Origin of the sequence: Variovorax sp. DAIF25 (assembly GCF_050711835.1) — a bacterium.
Taxonomy (GTDB): Bacteria; Pseudomonadota; Gammaproteobacteria; order Burkholderiales; family Burkholderiaceae_C; genus Variovorax.
The window spans coordinates 4,070,409-4,094,571 of the sequence record NZ_CP136636.1; the positions used below are offsets into that span (position 1 = coordinate 4,070,409).

Genomic DNA, 24,163 nt, shown 5'->3' on the forward strand with positions numbered 1-24,163 from the left:
AGGCGGACGGCATCATGCGGCCCATGCGGGCGGCGCTCGATGCGAAGGCGGGGAGGAAACACGACATGGGGCCGGAGTGTACAGGACGCCTCAGGCCGGCTCGGCCTGGACCACGCGCGGCATGGCCGAGAGGCGCCCCTCGAGCCACACGCTGTAGCGCGAGAGCCCGAAGCACAGCAGCCAGTAGATCGCCGCGATGAACAGGTAGCCCTCGAGGTAGAACGGCCGCCAGGTCGGATCGCCGCCGAGCGACAGGCCGAGCGCGCCCGTGAGCTCGAACAGCCCCACCACCGTGACCAGCGAGGTGTCCTTGAGCGTGCCGACCACGTTGTTGGTCAGCGCCGGCACGACCAGCCGCAGCGCCTGCGGCAGCACGATGTCGCGCTGCACCGGCCAGCGGCCGAAGCCCAGCGCCATCGCGACCTCGGTCTGGCCGCGCGGCACGGCCTGCAGGCCGCCGCGGATGATCTCCGCCAGGTAGGCGGCCACGAACAGCGACAGCCCGGCCAGCACGCGCACCAGCACGTCGGGCTGCCAGCCCGCGGGCCACAGCAGCGGCAGCAGGAACGAGGCCATGAACAGCACCGAGATCAGCGGTACGCCGCGCACCAGCTCGATGTAGCTTGCGCAGAGCGTGCGCACCACCGGCCAGCCCGAGCGGCGCCCGAGCGCCAGCAGCAGCGCGAGCGGAAAGGCCAGCGCCAGCCCGACCACCGCGAGCCCGATGGTCAGCGGCAGGCCGCCCCAGCGGTTGGTCGGCACATGGCTCCAGCCGAACACGCCGCCGCGCATCAGCAGCACGAAGGCCGCGAGCGCCAGCAGCCACAGCGCCGGCAGCCACCAGCGCCAGCTGCGCGGCCAGGCGCTGAGCACCGTGACCGCCGACAGCAGCGCGACCGCGATCGCGGGACGCCATTGGTCTTCGTAAGGGAAGCGGCCGAACAGCATCGGCCGCCACTTCTCGGCCACCACGCCCCAGCAGGCGCCGTGCTGCACCGCGCGGCAGGCCTCGGCATCGGGGCGGAACACCGCGTGCACCACGGCCCACTCGACCAGGTGCCAGCCGGCCCAGGCCAGCAGCGCCGCGAGCAGCAGCGTGGCGAGCGTGCGCAGCGGCGAACCCCAGAGTTCGTGCCGCCAGGCGATCGGGCCTCGCACGGCCCTCATCGCCAGCCCCGCAGCGCGACGCGCGCGTTGTAGCGGTTCATGCCCAGCGAGATCACGAGCGACAGCAGCAGGTAGACCGCCATGATGATCGCGATGCACTCGAAGGCGCGGCCGTTCGCGCCGATGGTGGTGTTGGCCACCGACACCAGCTCGGGATAGCCGACCGCCACCGCGAGCGAGGAGTTCTTGACCAGGCTCAGCACCTGGTTGGTGAGCGCCGGCACGATCACGCGCAGCGCCTGCGGCAGGATCACGATGCGCAGTTGCTGCACCGGCGAGAAGCCCATCGCCTGCCCCGCGAGCACCTGCCCCTGCGACACCGACAGGATGCCCGCGCGCACGATCTCGGCCACGAAGGCGGCCGAGTAGAGCGATAGGCCCGCGACGATGGTCACGTACTCGGGGCTCAGCGCCGCGCCGCCGTTCACGCCGAAGTCGCCGCGCTCGGGCCATTCGAGGTGCGTGGGCCACCAGCCGCCCTCGCCCGCCACCGGCCACGGCACGCCGAGGCCGCCCTTGCTGAGCCACACGCCCGGCAGCAGCCGCACCGGCTCCGTCGGGTCGGGCAGCAGGTTCGCCATCACGAAGGCCAGCATCAGCAGTTGCACCAGCAGCGGCACGTTGCGCAGCAGCTCGACGTAGGCGGTGCAGATGCCGCGCACCAGCACATGCGGCGCGAGCCGGCCGATGCCGATCAGGGTGCCGAGCAGCACCGAGAAGACGACGGCCGGCACCGCGGCGCGCACGGTGTTGACGAGGCCGGCGAGGAAGGCTCGCCACGACGGCTGGCTGGCCTCGAAGTCGAGCCAGCCCTCGCTGATCGCGAAGCCCGCGGGCTCGGTGAGGAAGTCGAAGCCCGAGCGCACGCCGCGCGCGCGCAGCACCTCGAGCGCGTGGTGCACGACCCAGAAGGCGCCGGCCACCACGGCCAGCACCAAGAGCACCTGCACAGCCCAGGCCAGCCAGGCCGAGCGGCGCGCGCTGCCCGCGGCCCGCAGGCTCATCGCACCGGCGGTGCGTAGATCAGGCCGCCCTTGCTCCAGAGGTTGTTGGAGCCGCGCGGCAGCTTCAGCACCGACTTCGGCCCGACGTTGCGCTCGAAGATCTCGCCGTAGTTGCCCACGGCCTTGATGGCGCGATAGGACCAGTCCTTGTCGAGGCCCAGCAGCTTGCCGAGGTCTTCACCGGCGCCCAGCAGGCGCTGCTGCGCGGGGTCCTTGCTCGAGGCCTTGAGCTGTTCGGCGTTGGCCTCGGTGATGCCGGCCTCTTCCGCCTCGATCAGCGCATTGGGCACCCACTTGGCGATCGCGAACCATTCGTCGTCGCCGCGGCGCACCAGCGGCGCCAGCGGCTCCTTGGAGATCAGCTCGGGCAGGATCAGGTAGTCGTCGGGGTTCTGCGCCTCCTTGTTGCGCAGGCCGGCGAGCGCCGAGGCATCGGTGGTGAAGGCCTGGCAACGGCCCGAGAAGAAGGCCTTGAACGAGGCCTCGAAGCTCTCGAACACCACGGTCTTGACGGGGATGTTCTGGGCCCGGAAGTAGTCGGAGACGTTCTTCTCGTTGGTGGTGCCCGACTGGGTGCAGATGGTCGCGTTCTTCAGTTGCTTGGCGCTCGTGACCTTGAGCTTCTTCGGCACCAGGAAGCCCTGGCCGTCGTAGTAGGTGATGGTCGTGAAGTTGAAGCCCAGCGAGGCGTCGCGCGTGAGCGTCCAGGTGGTGTTGCGCGCGAGGATGTCGATCTCGCCGGCCTGCAGCGCCGAGAAGCGCTGCTGCGAATTGAGCGGCACGAACTCGACCTTCTTCGCATCGCCGAGCACGGCCGCGGCGATCGCGCGGCAGGTGTCGACGTCGAGGCCCGACCAGTTGCCCTGCGTGTCGGGCGCCGAGAAGCCGGCCACGCCATTGGTCACGCCGCACTTGACGCTGCCGCGCTGCTTGACCGCATCGAGGGTCTTGCCGGCGAAGGCGGGCGCGGCGGCGACCAGCGCGGCGGCGGCCGCGGCCAGGGCGAAGGCGGATCGGAATCGGGGCGTCATGGGTGGGTTCTCCTCAAGGGTCGCGGTCTGCGGTGGGGGTGTCTGCGCAAAGGCAAAAAGGCAGTGTACGAGGCGGCGCGCCGGGCCGCCAAAGAACAGGCGGTTGGATGCATATGCGAAGTCCGCGCAGGCACGACGGTCGCATGCGCGGATGCATGCCGTTTCTTCACTACCATACGGCCCTCGCAACATTTCGAACCATCACCGAGGAACCCCGACCATGTTCAAGTCCGACGACACCGGCAAGCTCATTCTTCGCGTCGCCCTGGGCATCTTCATCCTTCTGCACGGCATCGCCAAGGTGACCAAGGGTGTCGACGGCATCGGCGGCATGCTGGCCTCGCATGGCCTGCCGGGCGTGCTGGCCTACCTGGTCTACGTAGGCGAGATCGTCGCGCCGGTGCTGCTGATCATCGGCCTGTACACGCGGCCCGCGGCGGCGATCGTGGCGATCAACATGCTGGTGGCGATCTGGCTGGTGCACCGAAAGGACCTCGGCGCCCTCAACGGCCAGGGTGGCTGGGCGCTCGAACTGCAGGGCATGTTCCTGTTCTCGGCCATCGCGCTCGCGTTCACGGGCGGCGGCCGCTTCGGGCTCAACAGCAAGTAATTCGAGCCGCGCCACCGGGCCGCGGGCCCGGTCCGCCGCTCAATCGTCGTCGGCCGCGTCGAGGCCCGGGAACAGCACCTCGGTGTAGCCGAAGCGCGAGAAGTCGCGCACCCGCATCGGATAGAGCTTGCCCAGCAGGTGGTCGACCTCGTGCTGCACCACGCGCGCATGGAAGCCGCTGGCCGTGCGGTCGATCGGATCGCCGTAGGGATCGAAGCCCGTGTAGCGGATGTTCGAGAAGCGCGGCACCACGCCGCGCAGGCCGGGCACCGACAGGCAGCCTTCCCAGCCCTCTTCCTCGGCCTCGCCGATCGGCGTGATGACCGGGTTCAGCAGCACGGTGCGCGGCACCGGCGGGGCGTCGGGGTAGCGTGGGTTCACGACATCGGTGCCGAAGATCACCAGCTGCAGGTCGACACCGATCTGCGGTGCCGCGAGGCCGGCGCCGTTGACCGCATGCATGGTCTCGAACATGTCGCGCACCAGCAGGTGCAGTTCGTCGGTGTCGAAGGCGGTGACCGGCTGCGCGATGCGCAGCAGGCGCGGATCGCCCATCTTGAGGATTTCGTGGATGGCCATGGCGCGGATTATCGCGAGGGCCCGCGGGCCGCGCAGGCGGGCGCGTCGCGCCCACCCGGCGCTGTCGGCTTAATGGCCCGGGAGAGACGGCGCGATGTTCTGCGGCACATAGCCGGGCATGCCCGGCAAGGCACCCGGAACGCCGCGGCCGGTGCCGGGCGTGACCGGCACGGTGCGCTGCGGCTGCGGGCGCGGCAGCGCCACCGGCGGCACGACCGCGGGCGGGCGTCCGCCCCAGCCGGGACGTCCACCGCCATTGCCGTTCCAGCCCGGACGGGACGGGTACGGATAGGCGGGACGTCCGTAGTACGGCCGATCGCGGTAATAGGGACGGCGGTCGTAGTAGGTGCCGCCGCCGTTGATGTACACGGGCGCGGGCTGCACCACGACGGGATCGGAATAGTAGGGATCCGAATACCCCCCGCTATAGCCCCCGTTGTAGTACGGGTCGCCGGGCACCGCGACGCAGCCCGTGAGCAGCGCGAGGCCACCGGCCGCGAGGCATAAACCGAGAACACGAGTTTTCTGCATGAGGGTCTCCTTGTCAGCCTTCTGCGTTCATTCAACGTACCAGCTTGTAGGCCCTGTTGACTGCGCTGGTGTGAAGTCGCGTAACGGCCGGTAAGTCGAGAGGCCGTCCCCTCACTCCGCAGCCGGAGGCACGCCGTTGGCGAGTATGTCCAGCATACGCGCCTCGTCGATCACCTCGACGCCGATCTCGCGCGCCTTGTCGAGCTTGCTGCCGGCTTCCTCGCCGGCCACCAGGTAGTGGGTCTTCTTGCTGACCGAGCCGGCGACCTTGGCGCCAGCCGATTCCAGTTTGTCCTTCGCATCGTCGCGGCTCAGCGTAGGAAGGGTACCGGTGATGACGAAGGTCAGTCCCGCCAGCGGCTTGGGCACGCGCGCCGCGGGCTCGCCCTCCTCCCAGCTCAGGCCGCAGGCGCGCAGCTGCTCGACCACCTCGCGGTTGTGCGGCTGGTCGAAGAAGGTGCGCAGGCTCTGCGCCACCACCGGGCCGACGTCGTTGACCTCGAGCAGCAGTTCCTCGCTCGCATCCATGATCGCGTCGAGCTTGCCGAAGTGCTTGGCCAGGTCCTTCGCGGTGCTCTCGCCCACGTGGCGGATGCCCAGGCCGAACAGGAAGCGCGGCAGCGTGGTCTTCTTCGAGGCCTCGAGCGCGTCGACCAGGTTCTGCGCCGACTTGTCGGCCATGCGCTCCAGCCCCGCAAGCGTGGTGAAGCCCAGCTTGTAGAGATCGGGCAAGGTGCGGATCAGGTTGGCGTCGACCATCTGTTCGACCAGCTTGTCGCCGAGCCCGTCGACGTAGACCGCACGGCGCGCCGCGAAATGCAGGATTGCCTCCTTGCGCTGGGCACCGCAGAACAGCCCGCCGGTGCAGCGGTAGTCGGCTTCGCCCTCCTCGCGCACGGCATCCGAGCCGCAGACCGGGCACTTGTGAGGCATGGTGAAGACGGCGCCGCGCTCGCCCTCGGGCCGCGCCAGGCTCTCGGGCGTGACGCCCACCACCTCGGGGATCACGTCGCCCGCGCGCCGCACGATCACGCGGTCGCCCACGCGCACGTCCTTGCGGCGTGCCTCGTCCTCGTTGTGCAGGGTGGCGTTGGTCAGGGTCACGCCGCCCACGAACACCGGTGCCAGCTTGGCCACCGGCGTCAGCTTGCCGGTGCGCCCGACCTGCACCTCGATGCCGAGCACCTCGGTGATCTGTTCCTGCGCCGGGTACTTGTGCGCCACCGCCCAGCGCGGCTCGCGCGAGACGAAGCCGAGCTGGCGCTGCAGCTCGACGCTGTCGACCTTGTAGACCACGCCGTCGATGTCGTAGGGCAGGCTGTCGCGCTGGCGCCCGATGTTCTCGTGGAACGCGATCAGCTCGATCGCACCGGTCGCGCGCGCGGTCTGCGTCGCCACCGGGAAGCCCCAGGCATGGAACTGCTGCAGCCAGTCGAACTGGGTCGGGCAGTCGGGCCCGCCCTCGGCCGGCGGCGTGACCTCGCCGAGGCCGTAGGCGAAGAAGCTCAGCGGCCGCTCGGCGGCGATCGCCGGGTCGAGCTGGCGCACCGCGCCCGCGGCCGCATTGCGCGGGTTCACGAACACCTTCTCGTTCTTCTGGCCGGCCGCGATCTTCTGCCGCTGGCGCTCGTTGAGCCCCTCGAAGTCGGCGCGCTTCATGTAGACCTCGCCGCGCACCTCGACCACCGGCGGCGCGTTGCCCTTCAGGCGCAGCGGGATCTCGCGCACGGTGCGGATGTTCTGCGTGACCTCCTCGCCGACCTCGCCGTCGCCGCGCGTGGCGGCCTGCACCAGCACGCCGTGCTCGTAGCGCAGGTTCATCGCGAGTCCGTCGAACTTGAGCTCGCAGACGTAGGCGATCTGCGGACCGTCCTCGGCCAGGCCGAGCTCGCGCCGCACGCGCGCGTCGAAGCTGCTGGCACCGCCGGGCGTGATGTCGGTCTCGGTGCGGATCGACAGCATCGGCACCTTGTGGCGCACCTTGACGAAGCCGTCGAGCACCTTGCCACCCACGCGCTGCGTCGGCGAGTCGGGCGTGCGCAGCTCGGGGAACTCGGCCTCGATCGCCTGCAGCCGCTGGAACATCCGGTCGTACTCGGCATCGGGCAGCGCGGGCGCGTCGAGCACGTAGTAGAGGTAGGCGTTGTGGTGGAGCTTCTCGCTCAGGTCGGCGGCTTCGCGGGCCGCTTCGTCGCGCGTGGTCATGGGGTGTCTTCCGAAAAAACGATGCGGCCGCCCGACCGCTTCGTGGCGGGCTGGGCGGCCTTGTGCATGGTGGGAGCGGCTTAGCTGAACAGCCGGCGCGCCAGCGGCGAGCCCGCCGCGAGGTCGCGCGCATCGAGCGTGTCGTAGAGCTGCTCGAGGTCGGCGCCGATGGCGTCCATGGTCTCGTCGCGCAGCAGCTGGCCGTCGCTGTCGGTCACCACGCCGTCCATCTCGCGCGCCAGCGTGGCGGCGATCTCGCGCATGCGCGTGAAGGGCTGTTCGCCGCGGTCGACCTGGGGCACGTCGAGGCTCAGGCTCAGTTCGCGGATCGCCGACTGCGCCGGGTCGTCGGCCAGCGCGGCCTGGGTGTCGAAGGCCAGGCCCAGGATCGGCGGCAGGCCCAATTCGCTGGTCGGCAGCACCATGCGGCCCGGGATGATGCCGGCCACGAAGCCCAGCCGCGCGGCGTTCTGCTGCACGTAGCCCGGGCTCCAGGCCGCATGCAGCGCGCGCAGCACGAAGCCCAGCTGCGCATCGTGCGCGCTGGCGAACTGGTCGAGCTCGCGGGCGCGCGCCACCTCGTCGAGCATCTCGGGAAATTCGGGCGCGCCGTTCACCGTGTCGGCGAAGGCCTGGGCCTTCACCACGAACTCGGAATACTCGATCTCGTTGAGCGCGCCGGTGCGGTTGGCCAGTTGCACGCCGACCTGGAACGCACCGTAGCGCTGTCCCGGCACGGGCGGTTCCCATTGCCGCGAATGCTCGTTCAGGCCCTCGATGGCGACCGGCTTGCTGCCCGCGCGGCGCGTCGGCGGCATGGCGGCGATCGCGGCATCGCCCGAGGCCAGGCCGTCGAGCGAGATCGGCGCGATCACGTCGATCAGCGGATCGAGCCCGCCGCGCCGCTCGCCCGTTGGCACCGGTAGCGTGCCGGGAGCCGGCAGGTCGGGATCGAACAGCGGTTCGTGCCGGTCGTGCGTCGGCACCTGGCGCGGATCGATGTGCATCACCGGCTCGTAGCCGTCTTCGGACGGTGCGCGCTGCGCATCGGCCGGTTCGCCATCGGCCGCATCGGGCTGGCGCGGTGCGTTGCGGCGCGAGCGCAGGGCGTCATAGCCGATCACGGCCGCGAGGACGAGGCCACCGAGGATGGCCAGGGCAAGCGTGAGATTGCTCATGGGTGCGCGCGCCTCAGGCTGCCTCGACCATCGAGGCCGCCGCTTCCATGTCGACCGCGACGATGCGCGACACGCCCTGCTCCTGCATCGTCACGCCGATCAGTTGCTCGGCCATTTCCATGGCGATCTTGTTGTGGCTGATGAAGAGGAACTGGGTTTCGCGGCTCATGGCGGTCACGAGTTTGGCGTAGCGCTCGGTGTTGGCGTCGTCCAGCGGCGCATCCACTTCGTCCAGCAGGCAGAAAGGCGCGGGATTGAGCTGGAAGATCGCGAACACCAGCGCGATCGCGGTCAGCGCCTTCTCGCCGCCCGACAGCAGGTGGATGGTCTGGTTCTTCTTGCCCGGCGGCTGCGCCATCACCTGCACGCCGGAGTCGAGGATCTCGTCGCCGGTCATCATCAGCTTGGCGTTGCCGCCGCCGAACAGCTCGGGGAACATGCGGCTGAAGTGCTCGTTCACGGTCTTGAAGGTGCCGCCGAGCAGGTCGCGCGTTTCGGCGTCGATCTTGCGGATGGCGTCCTCGAGCGTGGTGATCGCCTCGTTGAGGTCGGCCGACTGGGCATCGAGGAAGACCTTGCGCTCGCTCGCCACCGCGAGCTCGTCGAGCGCCGCGAGGTTGACCGCGCCGAGCGCCACCACCTCGCGGTTCAGGCGGTCGATCTCGCCCTGCAGGCCGGTCAGCCGCACCTTGTCGGTCTCGATCGAGAGCGCGATGGCCTCGAGGTCGGCACCGGCATCGGCCAGCAGCTGTTCGTACTGCTCGAAGCCCAGGCGCGAGGCCTGCTCCTTGAGCTGGAATTCGGTGATGCGCTGGCGCAGCGGATCGAGTTCGCGCTCGAGCTGCAGCCGGCGCTCGTCGCTGGCGCGCAGCTTCAGCGTGAGGTCGTCGTACTGGCTGCGCGCCGCGCCCAGCGCGGTCTCGCGTTCGAGCTTGAGCGACAGCGCATCCTGCAACCCGGCCTGGGCGGCGGCATCCGACAGCCGGCTCAGTTCGCCGCGGGCGCGTTCGTCCTCGTCGGTCAGCGCCACAGTCTGCTGCGACGCGGTCTCGATCGAGCGGTTGAGCTCGCCACGGCGCGCGTCGAGCGTGCGCTGCGCGAAGGTGGCTTCCTGCGCCTGGCGCTCCAGGCTGCGATGCTGCTCGCGGCTGGCGGTCAGCGCGCGCCCGGCCTCGATCACGCGTTCGTCGAGCTCGGCATGGCGCTCCTGGCTGTCGGCCAATTGCATGTCGAGCTCCTCGAAGCGGCCCTCGGCGGCGATGCGGCGCTCCTGCAGCTCCTCGAGCTGGGCGTCGACCTCGCCGAGGTCGGCCGCGAGCTGCTCGCTGCGCGCGCGGGTCTGTTCGGCCAGCTGCGTGAGGCGCAGGGTCTCGACCTGCAGCTCGTGCGCGCGCGACTGCGTGTCGGCGGCTTCGCGGCGTGCCGATACCAGCCGCTGCGCGGCGTCGGCGTAGGCGGCCTCGGCGCGCACCAGCGCGGCACGCGCGTCTTCGCTGATCAGCGCCTGGGCGCGCAGCTGGCGGTCGAGGTTCTCCATTTCCTGCTGGCGCGCCAGCAGGCCGGCCTGCTCGGAATCGGGGGCGTAGAAGTTGACGCCGTGCGAACTCACGGCATGGCCGCTCTGCACGTAGATCGTCTCGCCGGGCTGCAGCGTGCCGCGCTGGGCCAGCGCCTCTTCGAAGCTCGCGGCGGTGTAGCAGCCATGCAGCCAGTCGGCCAGCAGCGCCTGCTGGCCCGCGTCGTTGAGGCGCAGCAGGCTCGACAACCGCGGCAGATTGGCGGCGCCTTCGGGCACGCCGGCGACCGGCGGGTTGTAGAAGGCCAGCTTGGCCGGCGGCGCGTCGTTGGCGAAGGCGCGGACCATGTCGAGGCGGCTGACCTCGAGCGCGCCCAGGCGCTCGCGCAGCGCGGACTCGAGCGCGTTCTCCCAGCCTTGTTCGATGTGGATGCGGCTCCACAGGCCCTGCAGGCCGTCGAGCCCGTGCTTGACGAGCCAGGGGGCGAGCTTGCCGTCGGTCTTGACCTTCTCCTGCAGCGCGCGCAGCGCCTCGAGGCGCGCCGACAACTCGGCATGGCGCGCCCCCTCGCTGTTCACCGCCTGCTGGCGCGCGCGGCGGTCGTCGTCGAGCCGCGGCACCGCTTCCTGCAGGTCCTGCAACCGCGCATCGGCCTCGCTGGCCGCTTCCTGCGCGGCCTCGAGCTGCTCCTGCATCGCCACCAGCTTCGCCTCGTCGGGCGCGGCCAGCGCCTTCTGGTCGGCGCGCAGCCGCTCGCTGCGCTGGTTGAGCTGGCGCGACTGCTCCTCGATGTTGCGCTGGTCGGCGGCCAGCACCTGGATCTGCTGCTGCACCTGCACGACGGCCGTGCGCTGCGCGTTGGCCTGGTCCTGCGCCCGCTGCTGCGCTTCCTCGAGCTCGGGCATGCGCGCGTCGTGCTCCTCGAGCTGGGCCGCCAGCAGCACGGCCTGCTCCTCGGCGTCGATGCCCTGGCCGGCCAGCGTCTCGATCTCGGCCTCGGCCTCGACGCGGCGGTTGTCCCATTGCGCGATCTGCTCGCGCAACTGCACCAGCCGCTGTTCCACGCGCTGGCGGCCCTCGACCACGAAGCGGATCTCGCCCTCGAGCCGACCGACCTCGGCGCTGGCTTCGTAGAGCTTGCCCTGGGCCTGGTTGACCAGGTCGCCGGCGCCGTAGTGGGCCTGGCGCACGGTTTCGAGTTCGTTCTCGATGTGGCGCAGGTCGGCGGTGCGCGACTCGAGGTCGTTGATCGCCTTCTCGGATTCGGCCTTGATGCGCGCCTTGTCGCTCTCGCTCTCGGCGCGCTTGAGGAACCACAGCTGGTGCTGCTTCCTGGTGGCGTCGCCCTGCAGCGCGTTGTAGCGCGCGGCCACCTCGGCCTGCTTCTCGAGCTTCTCGAGGTTGGCGTTGAGCTCGCGCAGGATGTCCTCGACCCGGGTCAGGTTCTCGCGCGTGTCGCCCAGGCGGTTCTCGGTCTCGCGGCGGCGTTCCTTGTACTTCGAGACGCCCGCGGCTTCCTCGAGGAACAGACGCAGTTCCTCGGGCTTCGATTCGATGATCCGGCTGATCGTGCCCTGGCCGATGATGGCGTAGGCGCGCGGGCCGAGGCCGGTGCCGAGGAACACGTCCTGCACGTCGCGCCGGCGCACCGGCTGGTTGTTGATGAAGTAGCTGCTGGTGCCGTCGCGCGTGAGCACGCGCCGCACCGCGATTTCGCCGAACTGGTTCCACTGGCCGCCAGCGCGGTGGTCGGCGTTGTCGAACACCAGTTCGACGCTCGAACGGCTGGCCTGCTTGCGGGTGGTCGTGCCGTTGAAGATCACGTCCTGCATCGACTCGCCGCGCAGCTCGGAGGCGCGCGATTCGCCAAGCACCCAGCGCACCGCATCCATGATGTTCGACTTGCCGCAACCGTTGGGCCCGACCACGCCGACCAGTTGGCCCGGCAGCAGGAAGTTGGTGGGTTCGGCGAACGACTTGAAGCCCGAGAGCTTGATGGAATTGAGACGCACGACTTGTCGGCCTGTCCTGGGTCAGTGTGTCCCCGCCCTGGAAGGCGGCTCAACAATTAACGCCAAGGTATTGATTTGTAAGGAAAATTGCACGGGCCCGCCGCTTGAAGCAGGCCGCCGCCCCAGCCGTGGATGATAACGTCAGGGCATGAGCGAATCCTCGGTTTCTCCCCTGAAAGACCGCCGCGCCTGGCTGCTGGCGGGCACCGGTGCCCTGCTCGGGCTCGGCGGCTGCGGCGCGTTCCAGAACACCCAGCGCGCCGAGCCCTACGCCAACCAGGAATGGCTGCAGTCGAGCGCCAACCGCATCGCCAACCTCTCGCTGCGCGACAACCTCGAATCGATACGGCGCGTGCAGACCACGCTCTACCGGCGCAATCCGCGCGAATGGCGCAAGTCGGCCGCCAGCATGGACGCCGCCAGCCAGCGCGCCTGGGCCGCCGTGACGCAGGGCCCCGACCTGCCCGAGCTGCGCGGCGCCACCGGCATCGAGGCGATCCGCCTGGCCTTCGACACCGGGCCGCAGGGCTACCAGGGCGACCGCGTGGCCGCGCTGGTGGTGGGCTGGGCCTCGATGCTCAAGCAGGCCAATGGCGACACCTGGGAGCAGAGCATGATCGACGGCATCAATGCCGAGAACAGCTACCGGGCCGCGCGCAACTTCGAGATCTCGTTGTGGCTGATCGCCTCCAAGACCGGCTCCGACGGCCAGCCGCTGCTGCTGGCCACCGAGATCAGCGAACGCGGCCGCAACCTCGTGGCCGACCGCGAGCTGTCGAAGGTGGTCGCGCGGCTCGACCTGCTGGCGGCCCAGGCCGACGAGAAGTACCGGCGTGCGGCGCTCGATTTCGGGCAGAACTGGGTGATGGGCGTGGTGATGCCTTTCTTCACGCTGGTGCCGCGCTGAATCCGGGCGGGCGGCACGCCACCGTCGCCGCAGCCCAGGGAGGCCTTGGGAAACATATTTCCGAATTGACCATTTACGGTAATATCTTTCCATGACCAAGCAGGAACTGATCGCCGCGCTGATCGCTCGCCGCGAGGCCTCCGGCCTCTCCGGGGCCGAGATCGCGCAGCGCTCGGGCCTGACCGAGCGGTCGGTGCGCAACGCGCTCGGCCCGCAGGGCAATCCGCAGATGTCCTCGCTGCTCGCACTGGTCGATGCGCTGGGGCTCGAGCTGCAACTGGTGCCCAAGGGCTTCGGCGCCAGCGCCGCGCTCGACACCGATGCCGGCTATCGCCCCGTGCCCACGCGCGTGGGTACCGCGGTGGCCGCCCTGGCGCTGCCGCCCGAGCCGCCGCCCTACCTGCGCGAAACTCCGGCCCGCCGCGGCGCGCGCAGGCGCTCGCCATGAACGTCAAGATCCTCGAGATCGCGCTCGGCGCGCGCCGCTTCGGCAAGCTGTTCCAGTACGCCGACCTGTGCCGCTTCGTGGCCGAGCCCGAGATCGTCGCGGCGCCGCCGGCCGAGGTGCTGTCGCTGTCGATGGTGGCGAACGATGCCGCCTCGCAGGCGGCCCTCTGGAGCGACATCAAGAATCCGCTGTTCAACGCCCAGGGCGGCCAATTGCCGCGTTTCTTCCAGAACCTGCTGCCCGAGGGCGTGCTGCGCAGCCACATCGCGCAGTTGCGCGGCTGCCGCGAGAACGACCATTTCGAGTTGCTCGCGGCCTGCGGCGGCGACCTGCCGGGCGCGGTGAGCGCGCGCCCGGTGTCGGTGGACCGCGCCACCTTGCAGCGGCTCATCACGCAGGACCAGGACGCGCTCGAGATGTCGGTGGTGGAGCTGCCGATGCCGCAGGGCATCTCGGTGTCGGGCGTGCAGCCGAAGCTGGGCCTGCGCCGCCAGGGCGGACGCTACGTGGCGCGCACCCGCGCCGGCGCCAGCACGCGCGTGATCGCCAAGCTGCCCGTGGCCGGGCGGCCGCACATGCCGCAGCTGGAGATGCTCTCGCTTCAGATGGCTGCCGCCGCGGGTGTCGAGGTCTGCCATGCCGAACTCGCGCCGCTTGCGGCAATCTCGGCCGAGCACAGCTACGCTCTGCCCGACGAGCCCGAATTCCTCGCGGTCACGCGCTTCGACCGCGAAGGCGCGCGCCGCATCCACTTCGAGGACTTCGCGCAGGTGCTGGGCTTCGACCCGCTGCACAAGTACGGCGGCAGCTACCTCGACATGGCGCTCGCGATGCGGGCCTTTCCCTCGCTCGGCGAGGAGGCGGTGCTCGAGCTGGTGCGCCGGCTCGCAGTCAACGAGCTGCTCGGCAACCCCGATGCGCACCTGAAGAACTTCGGCGTGCTCTATCCCGATGGCGCCTCGCCGCGCTTCGCGCCGGCCTACGACATCGTGGCCTATGCGGCGCTGCAGGGCGTCGAGGGCCATGCGCTCCCGCTGCTCCCCGCCACGGGCAACGCCGCGCCACGGCGCAGCGGCCTGTTCAGCCCCGCCAACGTGCGCGCCTTCTGCTTCTCGGCCGGCCTGCAAGAGCCGCAGGTGCGGCGCGTGGTCAGCGACACCGCGCGCCGCGCGCGCGAGCAGTGGCCCGCGATGATCGACGGCGCCACCCTGCCCGCGCCCTGGAAGGCGCGGCTGCAGCAGCGCCTGCAATCCCACCCCCTGCTGCAGGGAATGGCCCGGCGCGGCCAATAGGCCCCGGGTCTGGCGGAGCCGGCATCGCCGCGAGGCACGGGATACACACGCGCACAACTTTCCGCGATGATGCTTCCGCCCAGGTGACATAGTTCAACGCAACATGACGGGAATTGGCGCATGCGAGTCGGTATCGTGGTTCTGGAGTTGTTGATCGACGCGGGCGCGGCCTGCGCCGCCCTGGGCCTGCTCGGTGCCGGCAGCGCCGCCTTCTCGGCCGCGAGGCGCCGCTACATCGGCGGCGACGGCAGCCTCGCGGCGCCCTCCCCGCACGGCCAGCCCGACGACCACGTCGACAACGGCCATTCGGGCGATTCGTCCTCGCGCCGGGAGTCCGCCACCAGAAGCTGAGGCAAACTGTCGCCGGCTCCCTGAATCTTCCACATCTACCAGCGACACCATGAGCTCCATCAATTTCATCGGCGGCGAAAAAGGCGGGGTCGGCAAGTCGGTCACGGCACGGGTCCTGGCCCAGTACTTCATCGACCACAGCCGCTCCTTCACGGGCTTCGACACCGACCGCTCGCACAGCTCGTTCACCCGCTTCTACGAAGGCTTCGCCTCGCCTGTGGTGGTCGACAGCTTCGAAGGGCTAGACACCGTGGTCAACGGCTTCGAGACCCATCCGCAGCAGAGCGTGATCGTCGACCTCGCGGCGCAGACGCTGGCACCGCTGGCGCGCTGGATCAAGGAATCCGACCTGTTCGACGTCTTCGCCGAGATCGGCGTCACCGTCAATTTCTGGCACGTGCTCGACGACGGCAAGGACTCCTCCGACCTGCTCGGCACGCTGGTCGACACCTTCGGCAAGCGGCCCAACTACATCGTGGTGCAGAACTACGGCCGCGGCAGCGACTTCGGCACCCTGCTCGGTTCGCAGTCGATGTCCAAGGCCACCGCGAACGGCGCGCGCGTGATCGCGCTGCCGCGCCTGCACGAGGCCAGCATGCGCAAGATCGATGCGCAGAGCACCAGCTTCTGGAAAGCCGTGAACGACCGCGAAGGCCCGCACGCGCTGGGGCTGCTCGAACGCCAGCGCGTGAAGTCGTGGCTCGCGACCGCCTACGCGGCCTTCGACACGCTGCCGCTCTGAGCGCCAGCTAGATCATCCCGCCATTGACCGAGATCACCTGCCCGGTGATGTAGGCCGCCTCGTCGCTCGCGAGGAAGGCGGCCAGCGCCGCCACCTCCTCGGGCTTGCCGGCGCGCTTGGCGGGCACCATCTGCTGGATCAGCGCCGGGTCGAACGCCGCGTCGGCCATCGGCGAGGCGATGATCCCGGGCGCGATCGCATTCACCGTCACGCCGCGCGATGCCACCTCGAGCGACAGCGCCTTGGTCGCGCTGTTGAGCGCGCCCTTGGCCGCCGCGTAGTTCACCTGGCCCTTGTTGCCCACCAGCGCCGCCACCGACGAGATGTTGAGCACGCGTCCCCAGCGGGTGCGCAGCATCGGCAGCAAGAGCGGCTGGGTCACGCGGAAGAAGCCGTTGAGCGAGATGTCGATCACCTTGTGCCACTGCTCGGCGCGCATGCCCGGCAGCACCGCGTCGTCGTGCACGCCCGCGTTGTTGACGATCACCTGCACCGGCCCCGCCTCGAGCATGCGCGCGCAGGCGGCGGCGCAGGCCTCGTCGCTGCGCAGGTCGAAGACGTGGCATTCGGCCTTGCCGCCGGCCGCTGCGATCTTCGCGGCCAGCTGCTCGACCGCCTCGGGGCGCGAGTTCGCATGCAGCAGCACGGTCGCGCCGTCGCGCGCGAAGCGCTCGGCCATGGCGGCGCCGAGCGCGCCGCTGGCGCCCGTGATCAGGGCGCGTTTTCCTTGGAGGCTCATGATTCCTTCGGGGTGTCCAGGGCCAGCGGCGTGTTCAGCACCACCACCGCGCGGCCGTCGGCCAGCGCACGGCCTTCGCCGTCCCTGAGCCAGAACTCGTACATCACCTGCTGGGCGTCGCCCGACAGTCGCCGCGCCTCGACCTGCAGGCGCCCCTCGACCTCGTCGAGCCGCGCCACCGTCGTGCGCACGCTGCGCGTGCTCGCGAGGAAGCCGGCCGAGGGCCTGTCGCCTTCGCTTGCCAGCAGCCCGCCATGCAGCGCCATCGCCTGCGCGGCGTACTCGACGGCATTCGGCGCCAGCAGCCCGCTGGCCGTGCGCAACGGGTTGTCGGCCTGGCGGTGGGTGGTGGTGCTGCAGCGGATCGTCTCGGCATCCCAGCCCTCGAGCCGTTCGAGCAGGCACATGCTGCCGCGGTGCGGTATGCGCTGCGCGATGCCGTCGCGCTCGAGCGTCTGCGGCACGAAACTCATCGCGCGCCCTCCGAGGCGAGGTCGGCCACCAGCAGCACGTTGGCGAACGGCGTGCCTTCGCTCATCGGAATGCTTTGCACGCCGAAGCCCAGCCGCTCGAGCAGCGCCTTCCACTCGGCCAGCGGACGCCCCCAGGTCGGCGACACCTTGTGGCCGCGCACGCGCGTCACGGTGCGGTCGACCCACTGGCTGATCGCGAAGCCGCGGCGGCTCGAAGCATCGCCCACGCGCAGCAGCAGCCGCGCCCGGGGACTGCCGCCGCGCCGCAGCGCATCGCGCACGCGGCGCAGCACGCCTTCCTGCGCGGCATGGTCCACGTAGTGCAGCACGTCGAGGATCACGACCAGGTCGCAATCGGGCAGCTCGGCCGCGCACATGTCGGCGCAGAGCAGCCGCGGCGCAGGCTCGAGATGGCCGATCGAGGCCTCGGCGCGCGCCACGTCCTTGGGCATCAGCTCGATGCCGGTGTATTCGGCGGCGCTCGGCGTGGCGCCCCAGCCCGCGGGCCAGCGACCCTGCTGCTGCATCCGGCTCATCGAGGCCAGCAGGCTCGCGAACAGGCCCTGGCCGCAGCCGATATCGACCACGCGCCGATGCTGCGCATCGATCAACCCGCGTTCGAGCAGGCCGCGGAACACCGGATCGCGCCCGAGCTTGCCGCGCGCGAAGTGCCAGGCGAAGCTGCCGCCCTTTTTGTAGGGATCGGTCGCGGCCTCGTGCAGCTCGCGCCAGGCGCCGTCGGTCGAGAGCACGGCGCTCATTCCCGAAGCCCCTCGGGCAGGGTCACGGCGCGCAGTCCATCGGCGCGCAGGCGTTCGAGCAGCAAGGGCAGTACCTCCAGCAATACGGGTTCTCCACGGGCGGTGCGCGCGGCATTGCCGTCGTGCAGCAGCAGGATGTCGCCGGCCGCCAGGCCCCGAGTGAGGCGCGACAGCACGCGCTGCGCATCGCCCTCGCGGGTGTCGAAGCCGCGGCGGGTCCAGCTCACGAGCGACAGGCCGAGCCGGTGCAGCACCGGTTCCAGAAAGGGGTTGCGCAGCCCGGCCGGCGCGCGAAAGCAGCTCGGGCGCTGGCCCGTGACCTCGCCCAGGATCTGCTGCGCTTGCGCGATCTCGCTGGCGAAGCCGCGCGGGCCGAGAAAAGAGAAGTTGTGCCGGTGCCGCGCCGTGTGGTTCTGGATGCTGTGGCCGCGCGCCACGATCTCGCGCGCCAGCGCCGGCTGGGCCTGCACGCGCTCGGCGATGCAGAAGAAGGTGGCGCGCTGGCCATGGGCATCGAGCAGGTCGAGCACGCGCGGCGTCACCGCGGGTTCGGGGCCGTCGTCGATGGTGATCGCCACCTCGCGGCGCGCGACGGCCGCCGCGGGCAGCCGCGTGACATTGGGACCCAGCAGCCGGCTGCGCGGCGTGAGGCCGGCCGCGGTGATCAACGCATGGTTGAGCACGATCGCCCCGAGGGCCCAGGGCCAGGCGCCCGGCACCAGCAGGCCCGCGCCGACGGCGGCCGCGTGCCAGGCCGCGCTGGCGCGGATGGCCGGCGGCCAGGGCCAGGATTCGGGGACGGCGGGTGCGGTCGACATGGCGCGGGATTGTGCGTCAGCCGCGCGCGCCGCCGTCCGAAGACCCCGCCTCGCCCGCGGGTGGCGTCACGCGGCGCGCGAAGGCGGCCGACAGCAGCAACGCCAGCAGCGCGCCCGGCGCCACCACGCGGCCGATCGACGACAGCGCGGGAATGTCGGAGATCGCGATCAGGCCGAAGGAGACCACGGTCGTCAGGTTGGCGAGCATCAGCGAGGCCAGCGTGTCCTCATCGGCCCGGCCCGTCGTGCGCAGCTGGTCGAAGAACAGCGCGTAGTTCGAGCCCACCGCCACGATCAGCAGCAGCCCCACCAGGTGCAGGATGCCGAGCGCGGCCTGCATCACGGCCATGCCGCCGAGCGTGAGCATCACGGCGAACAGCAGCGGCTGGCACACCGCCAGCAGGCGCCGGCCCGAGCGCAGGTAGATGCCCAGCAGCACGACCACCGCCAGCGCGCCCAGCAGCACCTGCACGAAGGCCTCGTGCAGGTAGCGCTGGTAGAGGCTGCCGAGCTCGCGGCCCACGTCGACCACCTGCACCTCGGGCACGCCGGCGAGCGCGGCCTCGAGCTTCGCCTGCTCGAACTTCGGCCCCGGATGCAGCGCGATCAGCGTCGACCAGCCGCCGCCCGGGCGCTCGTACATCAGCGAGCTGACCACCGCGCGCAGCGGGCCTTCGCGGAGTTCGTCGAGCTGCACCGGCTTGAGCTGGCGCGCGGCCTCGACGTCGGCGATGAAGGGCGCGAGCCGGCTGGCCGGCAGCGGCAGGCCCTGCGTGGCCTCGGCCAGGCGGGTGCGCAGCGTGTCGGCATCGGGCAGGCTCGCCAGGCGCGCCTGCTGGGCCGCGATGCTCGGCAGCACGCGCGTCACGGTCTCGAAGCCGCCGAGTTCGCCGCGGTCGACCAGCGCGCCGAGCTTCGCGCTCGCGGCCTCGTTGTTGCGCAGCGCCGCCTGGGCATCGGCGCCGTTGGCCATCACGATGATGCCGCCGTCGCTGGTGCCGATGTCGTTGCGCAGCATCTCGTCGAGCTGCTGCTGCGCGCGCGGCACCGGGCTCATCGCGCTGAGGTCGGCGCGCCACAGGTGGCCGCCCTGCCACAGCACCAGCGCCACCGCGGCCACGCCCAGCGCCGCCAGCGGCCAGCGCAGGCGCGGCAGGTTGCGCACCAGCAGGCCTGCGAAGCTCGCCATCTGGCGCCGCATGCCCATGCCGGTGGCGCCGTCGGGCGCGAGCATCGGCAGCGCGTAGCGGGTGGCGACCGCGGCCGCGACCAGGCCGGCGATCGAGAACACGCCGAGCTGGGCCAGGCCCGGGAAGCCCGAGAACACCAGCGCCGCGAAGCCGCAGACCGAGGTCAGCAGCCCGATGCGCACCGTGGGCCAGTGCACCGTGCGCCAGCGCTGCCAGCCGGTGCCGGGCACGGCCGCGCCGCGCGCCTGGATCAGGTAGTAGATGGCGTAGTCGACGGTCTCGCCGATCAGCGTGCTGCCGAAGCCCAGCGTGAGCCCGTGCACCGAGCCGAAGACCCAGCTGACCGCCGCGGTGCCGATCACCACACCGGTGGCCACCGGCAGGAAGGCGATCACCAGCGCGCGCGGCGAGGCGAAGGCCAGCAGCAGCAGCCCGCCCATGACGATGCCGCCGACGATCGCGAGATGAATCGCCTCGGTCTTGATCTTGTCGCGGCTGAGCACGGAGAACACCGGCGGACCGGTCAGCAGCAGCTGCGGCTTGGCTTCGCCCAGATCGCGCGTGGCCGCCTCGTGGGCCGCATGCACGCGCGCGATCGCCACCGCCTGCGCGTCGAGGTCGCTGCCGGCGGCGCGCGTGGTCAGGATCATCAGCGCGCGCGGCGCGGTGCGCGACATCCACACGCCGCCTTCGCTGCGCGGCGCGCTGGCCGGCACCAGCTCCTCGGCGATGCGCGTGGTCTCGCCCGTGGGGTCGCGGTCGAGGAAGGGCTTGATCACGTTGCCGGCCGGCGTGCCGAGCATCGACAGCGTCTCGTTGATCGCGTCGCGCAAGCCCTCGACCGTGAAGCGCTCGGGCGCCACGCCCGGCGAGAGCTGGTAGCGGTGCTGGAACACCCAGGTGCCGGCCTCGGTCCAGTCGCCGGTGTCGCCGTTCTGGATCAGGTCGAACAGCTGGCTCTCGCGCATGCTCTTCGCCATCGCGCGCGACACCTGCGCGCGCGCCTCGGGCGTGCCGCCCTCGAGGCCCAGCATCAGGGTGCGCGAGGCCACGCCGCTTTGCAGCTGCTCGATCAGCACGCGCTGGCGCGCATCCGGGCTCTTGGGCAGGAAGGCCGACAGGTCGGCGTTGAAGTGGGTGCGCGAGATCTCGAACACGCCGGCCAGCAGCAGCGCCACCCAGACCAGCAGCACGACCGCGCGGCGCTGCCAGCTCGGCGGCCCCTGCGGCGCGGTCGCGCTCACGGCGTGCCGCGCCCGGCCGGCGCCGCCGCCGGTGCGGGGGCAGCCGCGGGACGGTCGGGCACGATGTTCATCACCGAGCGGTCGCCGCCGACGAACTCCATCTCGAGCCCGAGCACGTCGCTCGCGCGCCCGCTGATGCGCATGCTGCGCACCTGGGCCGCGAGCCGGCTGTCGATCGGCGTGAGGTCGAGCGCCCACTGGCTGGCCGAACCGGTCACGGTGCTGCGGAAGTAGCGCTGCAGCGTGGTGCCGTCGCCGCTGAGCGTGCCGCGCATGGCTTCGACCAGGCCCAGCAGCTCGGGCATGCTGTCGAGCGCGAGCGTGCGGTTGCGGCCGCCGCGCGACAGGGTCAGCGTGTTGCCCTCCACCGCCATGGTCTCGACGCGCGGCGACAGCGTGCGGCGCACCAGCTTGTCGGGCGCATCGAAGCTCAAGGTGCCACGCGCATCGAGCGGGCCTTCGAGGCCGTGCACGAAGCGCTGCTCGGTGAAGCGGGCCTCGCCGCTCTTCTGCTTGGCCAGCAGGCCCATCAGTTCGTTGAGGTCGAAGGCCCAGGCCGGCGCGGCGCCGAAGGCCAGCACGAGCAGCAGGGCCTGGATGAACCGTTCAAGCCGCCGCGGGCGCATCTGCATCTTCGAGCCAGAAATCATGGAAATTGAACCAGTTGTAGGGGTAGGCGCGGCACAGCGCCTCCAGGCGCGCCACATAGGCTTCGACCGCGGCGCGGATCAGCCGTTCGCGCTCGGCGGCATCGGCCGGGCGCTGGCCGAAGTCGGCCAGGCGTTCGAAGCGGACATCGTAGCGCGCACCGCCGTGGTAGACCCCGGCCATGAAGAACACCGGCCGCCGCAACAGCGCCGCGAGCCGGAACGGCCCGTCGTTGAAGCTGGCGGGCCGGCCCAGGAACGGCAGCACGATGTTGTTGCCGCGCTGCTGCGCCGGCTGGTCCTCGCTGCCGGGCAGCGTGCGGTCGGCCAGCATGCCGCCCATGCCACCGCCGTCGAGCCAGTCGCGCAGCGCGAGCATCGAGTGCGGCCGGCCCAGCGCGATCACGTGCGGCCGCGCCTCGGGCAGGCTGATCGCGTTGAGGATGGCGGTGATGCGCTGCGCGTTGTCGGGGTACATCAGCATCGCGAGGCGCATGCGCGCCTGGTCGGGCTGCTGGCGCTTGCAGGCGCCCATGGCCTCGAAGCTGCCCACGTGCGCGCCGAGCAGGAAGGCACCGCGCCCCTCGCCCGCCGCGTTCTCGAGCTCGACCTGGCCGTCCATGCGGAAGTCGAACAGGTCCATGCGACCGCGCAGGAAATACACCCGGTCGAGCACCGTCGAGGCGAAGGCATGGAGCAGCTTGAAGCCGTCGACCCAGCCGGCCTGCGGGCCGATGGCACGGAACAGGTAGCGCTTGATGTGGCGCCGCGGCGTGGGCGCGAACAAGAGGAAGTACAGCGCGATCGGCGGCAGCAGCAGACGCGTGATGCGCCGGCCGAAGAAGATCGCCATGAAGCAGATGAAGCGCAGCGCGAGCATGTTGCTGCGCTCGGGGGCGCGGGTCCAGTCGGCTGCCTCGGCCTCCGTCCGGGCCGCGGCGTTCACCGCGCGGGTCTCGGCCTCCGTGTGCTTCATCGCGGCGACTCTGCCACGGGGGTCCAGCGGCCGGTGACAGCCACCACGCCGTCGCAGCGCACGTCGAAGCGCACACCACCGCCGCTGGCCTCGGGGTTCAGCTCGATCGCCAGCGCGGCGCCCGGACGCACCGGCGCCAGGAACTTGGCCGCGGCCAGTGTGGGATGGGCGCCGAGCCGGGCCAGCAGCGCCGGCACGCGGCGGATCGCCTCCTGCACCTCGGCCAGCACCAGCGCGCCCGGCAGCAGCGGCTGGCCGGGAAAGTGGCCGGCGAACGCGGGATGGTCGACCGGCACCGTGTGCACAAGCCGCACCGGCGTGCCGTCCTCGGCCAGTTGCGCCAGCGCGAACTCGCGCAGCGCGCGCACCGTGAGCTTGCCCGTGCCCTCGCGCGGAAAATTCTTCACATGCACCACGCGCCGCGGCACGAAGACCGGCTCGAGCCGTTGCCGCAGCGCAGCAACGATGGCCGCCGCCGTGAGCTCGGGCGCCACCACGAAGGCGATCGGCCGCACCACGCCGTCGGCCACCTCGTCGGGCAGCCAGAAGGCGCCGTCGTCCACGCCGGGGATGCTGTTGAGGTGGTAGTTGAGATGAGCCAGCGAGCTGCGCCGGCCGGCCACGTGGATCAGGTCGTTGGCGCGGCCGAACAGGCGGAAGCGGCGTTCGTCGAGCAGCTCGAGCACGTCGGCCATCGGCGTCGGCTCGGGCAGGAAGTCGCCGCTGAAGATGAAGCGCTCGTTGCCGTCCTCGCCACCCGGCTCGGCATGCACGCGGATCTCGCCGAAGGTCTCCCAGACCTCGGTCTCGGTGGTGCGGCGCATCGCGACCTGGCCCGATTCGGTGCTGCCGTAGATCTCGAGCAGCACGCCGTGCAGCGCCTGCTCGGCCTGGGCGGCAAGCTGCGGCGACAGCGGCGCGGTGGCCGAGAGGATCAGGTCGACCTCTGGCAGCGCGATACCCGACAGCAACAGCGTCTTGAGGTGGAACGGCGTGGTCACCAGCGCGCGCGGCCGCGGCACCGAGGCCAGTGCCTGTGCCACGTCAGCCGGGAAGAAGGGCCGGCCGCTGTCGAAGGCGGCGCCGCCGAGCATCGCCAGCAGCACCGAGGATTCGAGCCCGTAGCTGTGCTGCACCGGCACCGTGGCGACCAGCGTCAGGCCCGCGAGCGAAGGAAGATCGAGCACGCGGCACAGGCGCTCCACCGCGACCGCCACGTCGCCCGTGAGCGTGCGCCAGGTCTTGGCATGCGGCTGGGGCGCGCCGGTGGAGCCCGAGGTCAGCAGGCTGGCCGCGTGGCGTTCGGCGTCGATCATGGGCACGGCCGCCGTGTCGGCAGCACCGCCGGCATCGCTCGGCGCTGGGCCGGCCGCCTTCTCGATCACCAGGCGCGCCATGCCGGGCGTCTGCAGCGCCGGGTCGTCGACCAGCGCGAACAGGCCGTCGCCATGCGATTCGCGCAGCCGCGACAGCGTGTCGGCGCGCGCGTCGGGCGGCAGCAGGCTGGCATGGCCGCGCACCAGGGCCGCGGCCATGCCGACGATGAAGTCGTAGCGGTCGGAACAGAGATTGACCGCGGCGCCCTGCGCGGGCAGCCGCGGCGCGAGGCGGGCCACGTCGGCCAGGAATTGGCGCGTGCTCAGCGGCACGCCGGCGCGCCAGGCGAGCGGCGCATCGGGATCGCGCTCGGCGAGCAGCGGCAGCAGGCCAGGATTCGGTGTCACGCGGTGCCTTTTCCTCT

At 71.0% G+C, this 24,163-nt stretch carries 22 protein-coding genes; 6 read left to right on the top strand and 16 right to left on the bottom strand.

The features are described from left to right. Nucleotides 1–90 precede the first annotated feature (90 nt). The 3 genes from R0232_RS18865 to R0232_RS18875 are packed head-to-tail and all read right to left on the bottom strand — an operon-like array spanning nucleotide 91 to nucleotide 3,202. Nucleotides 91–1,167, bottom strand: coding sequence for an amino acid ABC transporter permease (locus R0232_RS18865; protein WP_431509055.1), 1,077 nt, complete (start codon nucleotides 1,165–1,167; stop codon nucleotides 91–93). Next, nucleotides 1,164–2,171, bottom strand: a complete 1,008-nt coding sequence (locus R0232_RS18870; protein WP_431509056.1) for an amino acid ABC transporter permease — start codon at nucleotides 2,169–2,171, stop codon at nucleotides 1,164–1,166. The genes R0232_RS18865 and R0232_RS18870 overlap by 4 nt, the downstream gene beginning before the upstream one ends. Further along, nucleotides 2,168–3,202: an amino acid ABC transporter substrate-binding protein gene (locus tag R0232_RS18875; RefSeq protein WP_203201111.1), complete on the bottom strand. Its 1,035-nt coding sequence runs from the start codon at nucleotides 3,200–3,202 to the stop codon at nucleotides 2,168–2,170. The genes R0232_RS18870 and R0232_RS18875 overlap by 4 nt, the downstream gene beginning before the upstream one ends. Before the next feature lie 220 nt (nucleotides 3,203–3,422). Here R0232_RS18875 and R0232_RS18880 point away from each other — a divergent pair, with 220 nt between their 5' ends. Then, the gene (locus R0232_RS18880; RefSeq protein ID WP_093342144.1) at nucleotides 3,423–3,812 is read left to right on the top strand and encodes a DoxX family protein; all 390 of its coding nucleotides are present in this window, start codon (nucleotides 3,423–3,425) and stop codon (nucleotides 3,810–3,812) included. 39 nt (nucleotides 3,813–3,851) lie between these two features. On the opposite strand, the gene def is transcribed toward R0232_RS18880, so the two are convergent. The 5 genes from def to smc all read right to left on the bottom strand — a co-directional run bounded on the left by def (nucleotide 3,852) and on the right by smc (nucleotide 11,834). Next, nucleotides 3,852–4,391: a peptide deformylase gene (def, locus tag R0232_RS18885; RefSeq protein WP_057596930.1), complete on the bottom strand. Its 540-nt coding sequence runs from the start codon at nucleotides 4,389–4,391 to the stop codon at nucleotides 3,852–3,854. 69 nt (nucleotides 4,392–4,460) lie between these two features. After that, entirely contained in the window at nucleotides 4,461–4,922 is a 462-nt protein-coding gene (locus R0232_RS18890) for a hypothetical protein (protein ID WP_256222437.1), read from the bottom strand. 111 nt (nucleotides 4,923–5,033) lie between these two features. Further along, nucleotides 5,034–7,127, bottom strand: coding sequence for an NAD-dependent DNA ligase LigA (gene ligA, locus R0232_RS18895; protein ID WP_431509057.1), 2,094 nt, complete (start codon nucleotides 7,125–7,127; stop codon nucleotides 5,034–5,036). An 80-nt stretch (nucleotides 7,128–7,207) separates the two neighbouring features. Then, a complete protein-coding gene (locus R0232_RS18900) occupies nucleotides 7,208–8,305 on the bottom strand; it encodes a cell division protein ZipA C-terminal FtsZ-binding domain-containing protein (protein WP_093342147.1) in 1,098 nt (365 codons plus the stop codon). A 13-nt stretch (nucleotides 8,306–8,318) separates the two neighbouring features. Next, nucleotides 8,319–11,834, bottom strand: coding sequence for a chromosome segregation protein SMC (smc, locus tag R0232_RS18905; protein ID WP_431509058.1), 3,516 nt, complete (start codon nucleotides 11,832–11,834; stop codon nucleotides 8,319–8,321). A gap of 148 nt (nucleotides 11,835–11,982) precedes the next feature. Here smc and R0232_RS18910 point away from each other — a divergent pair, with 148 nt between their 5' ends. From R0232_RS18910 to R0232_RS18930, 5 genes are all read left to right on the top strand, one after another. Beyond that, nucleotides 11,983–12,741, top strand: a complete 759-nt coding sequence (locus tag R0232_RS18910; protein ID WP_431509059.1) for a hypothetical protein — start codon at nucleotides 11,983–11,985, stop codon at nucleotides 12,739–12,741. A 91-nt stretch (nucleotides 12,742–12,832) separates the two neighbouring features. Next, on the top strand, nucleotides 12,833–13,189 hold the full coding sequence (locus R0232_RS18915; protein ID WP_431509060.1) for a helix-turn-helix domain-containing protein: 357 nt from the start codon (nucleotides 12,833–12,835) through the stop codon (nucleotides 13,187–13,189). Beyond that, nucleotides 13,186–14,481 (top strand): type II toxin-antitoxin system HipA family toxin, encoded by a 1,296-nt coding sequence (locus R0232_RS18920; RefSeq protein WP_431509061.1) that lies wholly within the window; start codon nucleotides 13,186–13,188, stop codon nucleotides 14,479–14,481. Before R0232_RS18915 ends, R0232_RS18920 begins: the two co-directional genes overlap by 4 nt. 120 nt (nucleotides 14,482–14,601) lie before the next feature. Beyond that, nucleotides 14,602–14,832: a hypothetical protein gene (locus R0232_RS18925; protein WP_093342154.1), complete on the top strand. Its 231-nt coding sequence runs from the start codon at nucleotides 14,602–14,604 to the stop codon at nucleotides 14,830–14,832. Between the two features lie 49 nt (nucleotides 14,833–14,881). Further along, nucleotides 14,882–15,574: a mobilization protein gene (locus R0232_RS18930; protein WP_093342156.1), complete on the top strand. Its 693-nt coding sequence runs from the start codon at nucleotides 14,882–14,884 to the stop codon at nucleotides 15,572–15,574. A gap of 7 nt (nucleotides 15,575–15,581) precedes the next feature. Here the strand turns inward: R0232_RS18930 and fabG are convergent, their stop codons facing one another. Genes fabG through R0232_RS18970 form a run of 8 tightly spaced genes read right to left on the bottom strand, consistent with a single transcriptional unit; the run spans nucleotide 15,582 to nucleotide 24,146 of the window. Then, nucleotides 15,582–16,313 carry a 3-oxoacyl-ACP reductase FabG gene (gene fabG / locus R0232_RS18935; protein WP_296782834.1) on the bottom strand — a complete coding sequence of 244 codons (732 nt, stop codon included), beginning with the start codon at nucleotides 16,311–16,313 and terminating at the stop codon, nucleotides 15,582–15,584. Then, the gene (locus R0232_RS18940) at nucleotides 16,310–16,786 is read right to left on the bottom strand and encodes a hydroxymyristoyl-ACP dehydratase (RefSeq protein WP_208513679.1); all 477 of its coding nucleotides are present in this window, start codon (nucleotides 16,784–16,786) and stop codon (nucleotides 16,310–16,312) included. The genes fabG and R0232_RS18940 overlap by 4 nt, the downstream gene beginning before the upstream one ends. Next, entirely contained in the window at nucleotides 16,783–17,547 is a 765-nt protein-coding gene (locus R0232_RS18945) for a class I SAM-dependent methyltransferase (protein ID WP_431509062.1), read from the bottom strand. The genes R0232_RS18940 and R0232_RS18945 overlap by 4 nt, the downstream gene beginning before the upstream one ends. Then, on the bottom strand, nucleotides 17,544–18,365 hold the full coding sequence (locus R0232_RS18950) for a polysaccharide deacetylase family protein (protein WP_431509063.1): 822 nt from the start codon (nucleotides 18,363–18,365) through the stop codon (nucleotides 17,544–17,546). The genes R0232_RS18945 and R0232_RS18950 overlap by 4 nt, the downstream gene beginning before the upstream one ends. A 16-nt stretch (nucleotides 18,366–18,381) precedes the next feature. Further along, nucleotides 18,382–20,799: an MMPL family transporter gene (locus R0232_RS18955; protein WP_431509064.1), complete on the bottom strand. Its 2,418-nt coding sequence runs from the start codon at nucleotides 20,797–20,799 to the stop codon at nucleotides 18,382–18,384. Beyond that, on the bottom strand, nucleotides 20,796–21,449 hold the full coding sequence (locus R0232_RS18960) for a LolA-related protein (protein ID WP_431509065.1): 654 nt from the start codon (nucleotides 21,447–21,449) through the stop codon (nucleotides 20,796–20,798). Before R0232_RS18960 ends, R0232_RS18955 begins: the two co-directional genes overlap by 4 nt. Beyond that, nucleotides 21,406–22,422 carry an acyl-CoA synthetase gene (locus R0232_RS18965; RefSeq protein WP_093342166.1) on the bottom strand — a complete coding sequence of 339 codons (1,017 nt, stop codon included), beginning with the start codon at nucleotides 22,420–22,422 and terminating at the stop codon, nucleotides 21,406–21,408. The genes R0232_RS18960 and R0232_RS18965 overlap by 44 nt, the downstream gene beginning before the upstream one ends. Next, nucleotides 22,419–24,146: an AMP-binding protein gene (locus R0232_RS18970; protein WP_431509066.1), complete on the bottom strand. Its 1,728-nt coding sequence runs from the start codon at nucleotides 24,144–24,146 to the stop codon at nucleotides 22,419–22,421. Before R0232_RS18970 ends, R0232_RS18965 begins: the two co-directional genes overlap by 4 nt. Nucleotides 24,147–24,163: the final 17 nt, after the last annotated feature.

Coding starts and splice junctions, on each gene's coding strand:
- R0232_RS18865 (WP_431509055.1), bottom strand. CDS start 1,167: ATGAGGGCCGTGCGAGGCCCGATCGCCTGGCGGCACGAACTCTGGGGT.
- R0232_RS18870 (WP_431509056.1), bottom strand. CDS start 2,171: ATGAGCCTGCGGGCCGCGGGCAGCGCGCGCCGCTCGGCCTGGCTGGCC.
- R0232_RS18875 (WP_203201111.1), bottom strand. CDS start 3,202: ATGACGCCCCGATTCCGATCCGCCTTCGCCCTGGCCGCGGCCGCCGCC.
- R0232_RS18880 (WP_093342144.1), top strand. CDS start 3,423: ATGTTCAAGTCCGACGACACCGGCAAGCTCATTCTTCGCGTCGCCCTG.
- def (WP_057596930.1), bottom strand. CDS start 4,391: ATGGCCATCCACGAAATCCTCAAGATGGGCGATCCGCGCCTGCTGCGC.
- R0232_RS18890 (WP_256222437.1), bottom strand. CDS start 4,922: ATGCAGAAAACTCGTGTTCTCGGTTTATGCCTCGCGGCCGGTGGCCTC.
- ligA (WP_431509057.1), bottom strand. CDS start 7,127: ATGACCACGCGCGACGAAGCGGCCCGCGAAGCCGCCGACCTGAGCGAG.
- R0232_RS18900 (WP_093342147.1), bottom strand. CDS start 8,305: ATGAGCAATCTCACGCTTGCCCTGGCCATCCTCGGTGGCCTCGTCCTC.
- R0232_RS18910 (WP_431509059.1), top strand. CDS start 11,983: ATGAGCGAATCCTCGGTTTCTCCCCTGAAAGACCGCCGCGCCTGGCTG.
- R0232_RS18915 (WP_431509060.1), top strand. CDS start 12,833: ATGACCAAGCAGGAACTGATCGCCGCGCTGATCGCTCGCCGCGAGGCC.
- R0232_RS18920 (WP_431509061.1), top strand. CDS start 13,186: ATGAACGTCAAGATCCTCGAGATCGCGCTCGGCGCGCGCCGCTTCGGC.
- R0232_RS18925 (WP_093342154.1), top strand. CDS start 14,602: ATGCGAGTCGGTATCGTGGTTCTGGAGTTGTTGATCGACGCGGGCGCG.
- R0232_RS18930 (WP_093342156.1), top strand. CDS start 14,882: ATGAGCTCCATCAATTTCATCGGCGGCGAAAAAGGCGGGGTCGGCAAG.
- fabG (WP_296782834.1), bottom strand. CDS start 16,313: ATGAGCCTCCAAGGAAAACGCGCCCTGATCACGGGCGCCAGCGGCGCG.
- R0232_RS18940 (WP_208513679.1), bottom strand. CDS start 16,786: ATGAGTTTCGTGCCGCAGACGCTCGAGCGCGACGGCATCGCGCAGCGC.
- R0232_RS18945 (WP_431509062.1), bottom strand. CDS start 17,547: ATGAGCGCCGTGCTCTCGACCGACGGCGCCTGGCGCGAGCTGCACGAG.
- R0232_RS18950 (WP_431509063.1), bottom strand. CDS start 18,365: ATGTCGACCGCACCCGCCGTCCCCGAATCCTGGCCCTGGCCGCCGGCC.
- R0232_RS18960 (WP_431509065.1), bottom strand. CDS start 21,449: ATGATTTCTGGCTCGAAGATGCAGATGCGCCCGCGGCGGCTTGAACGG.
- R0232_RS18965 (WP_093342166.1), bottom strand. CDS start 22,422: ATGAAGCACACGGAGGCCGAGACCCGCGCGGTGAACGCCGCGGCCCGG.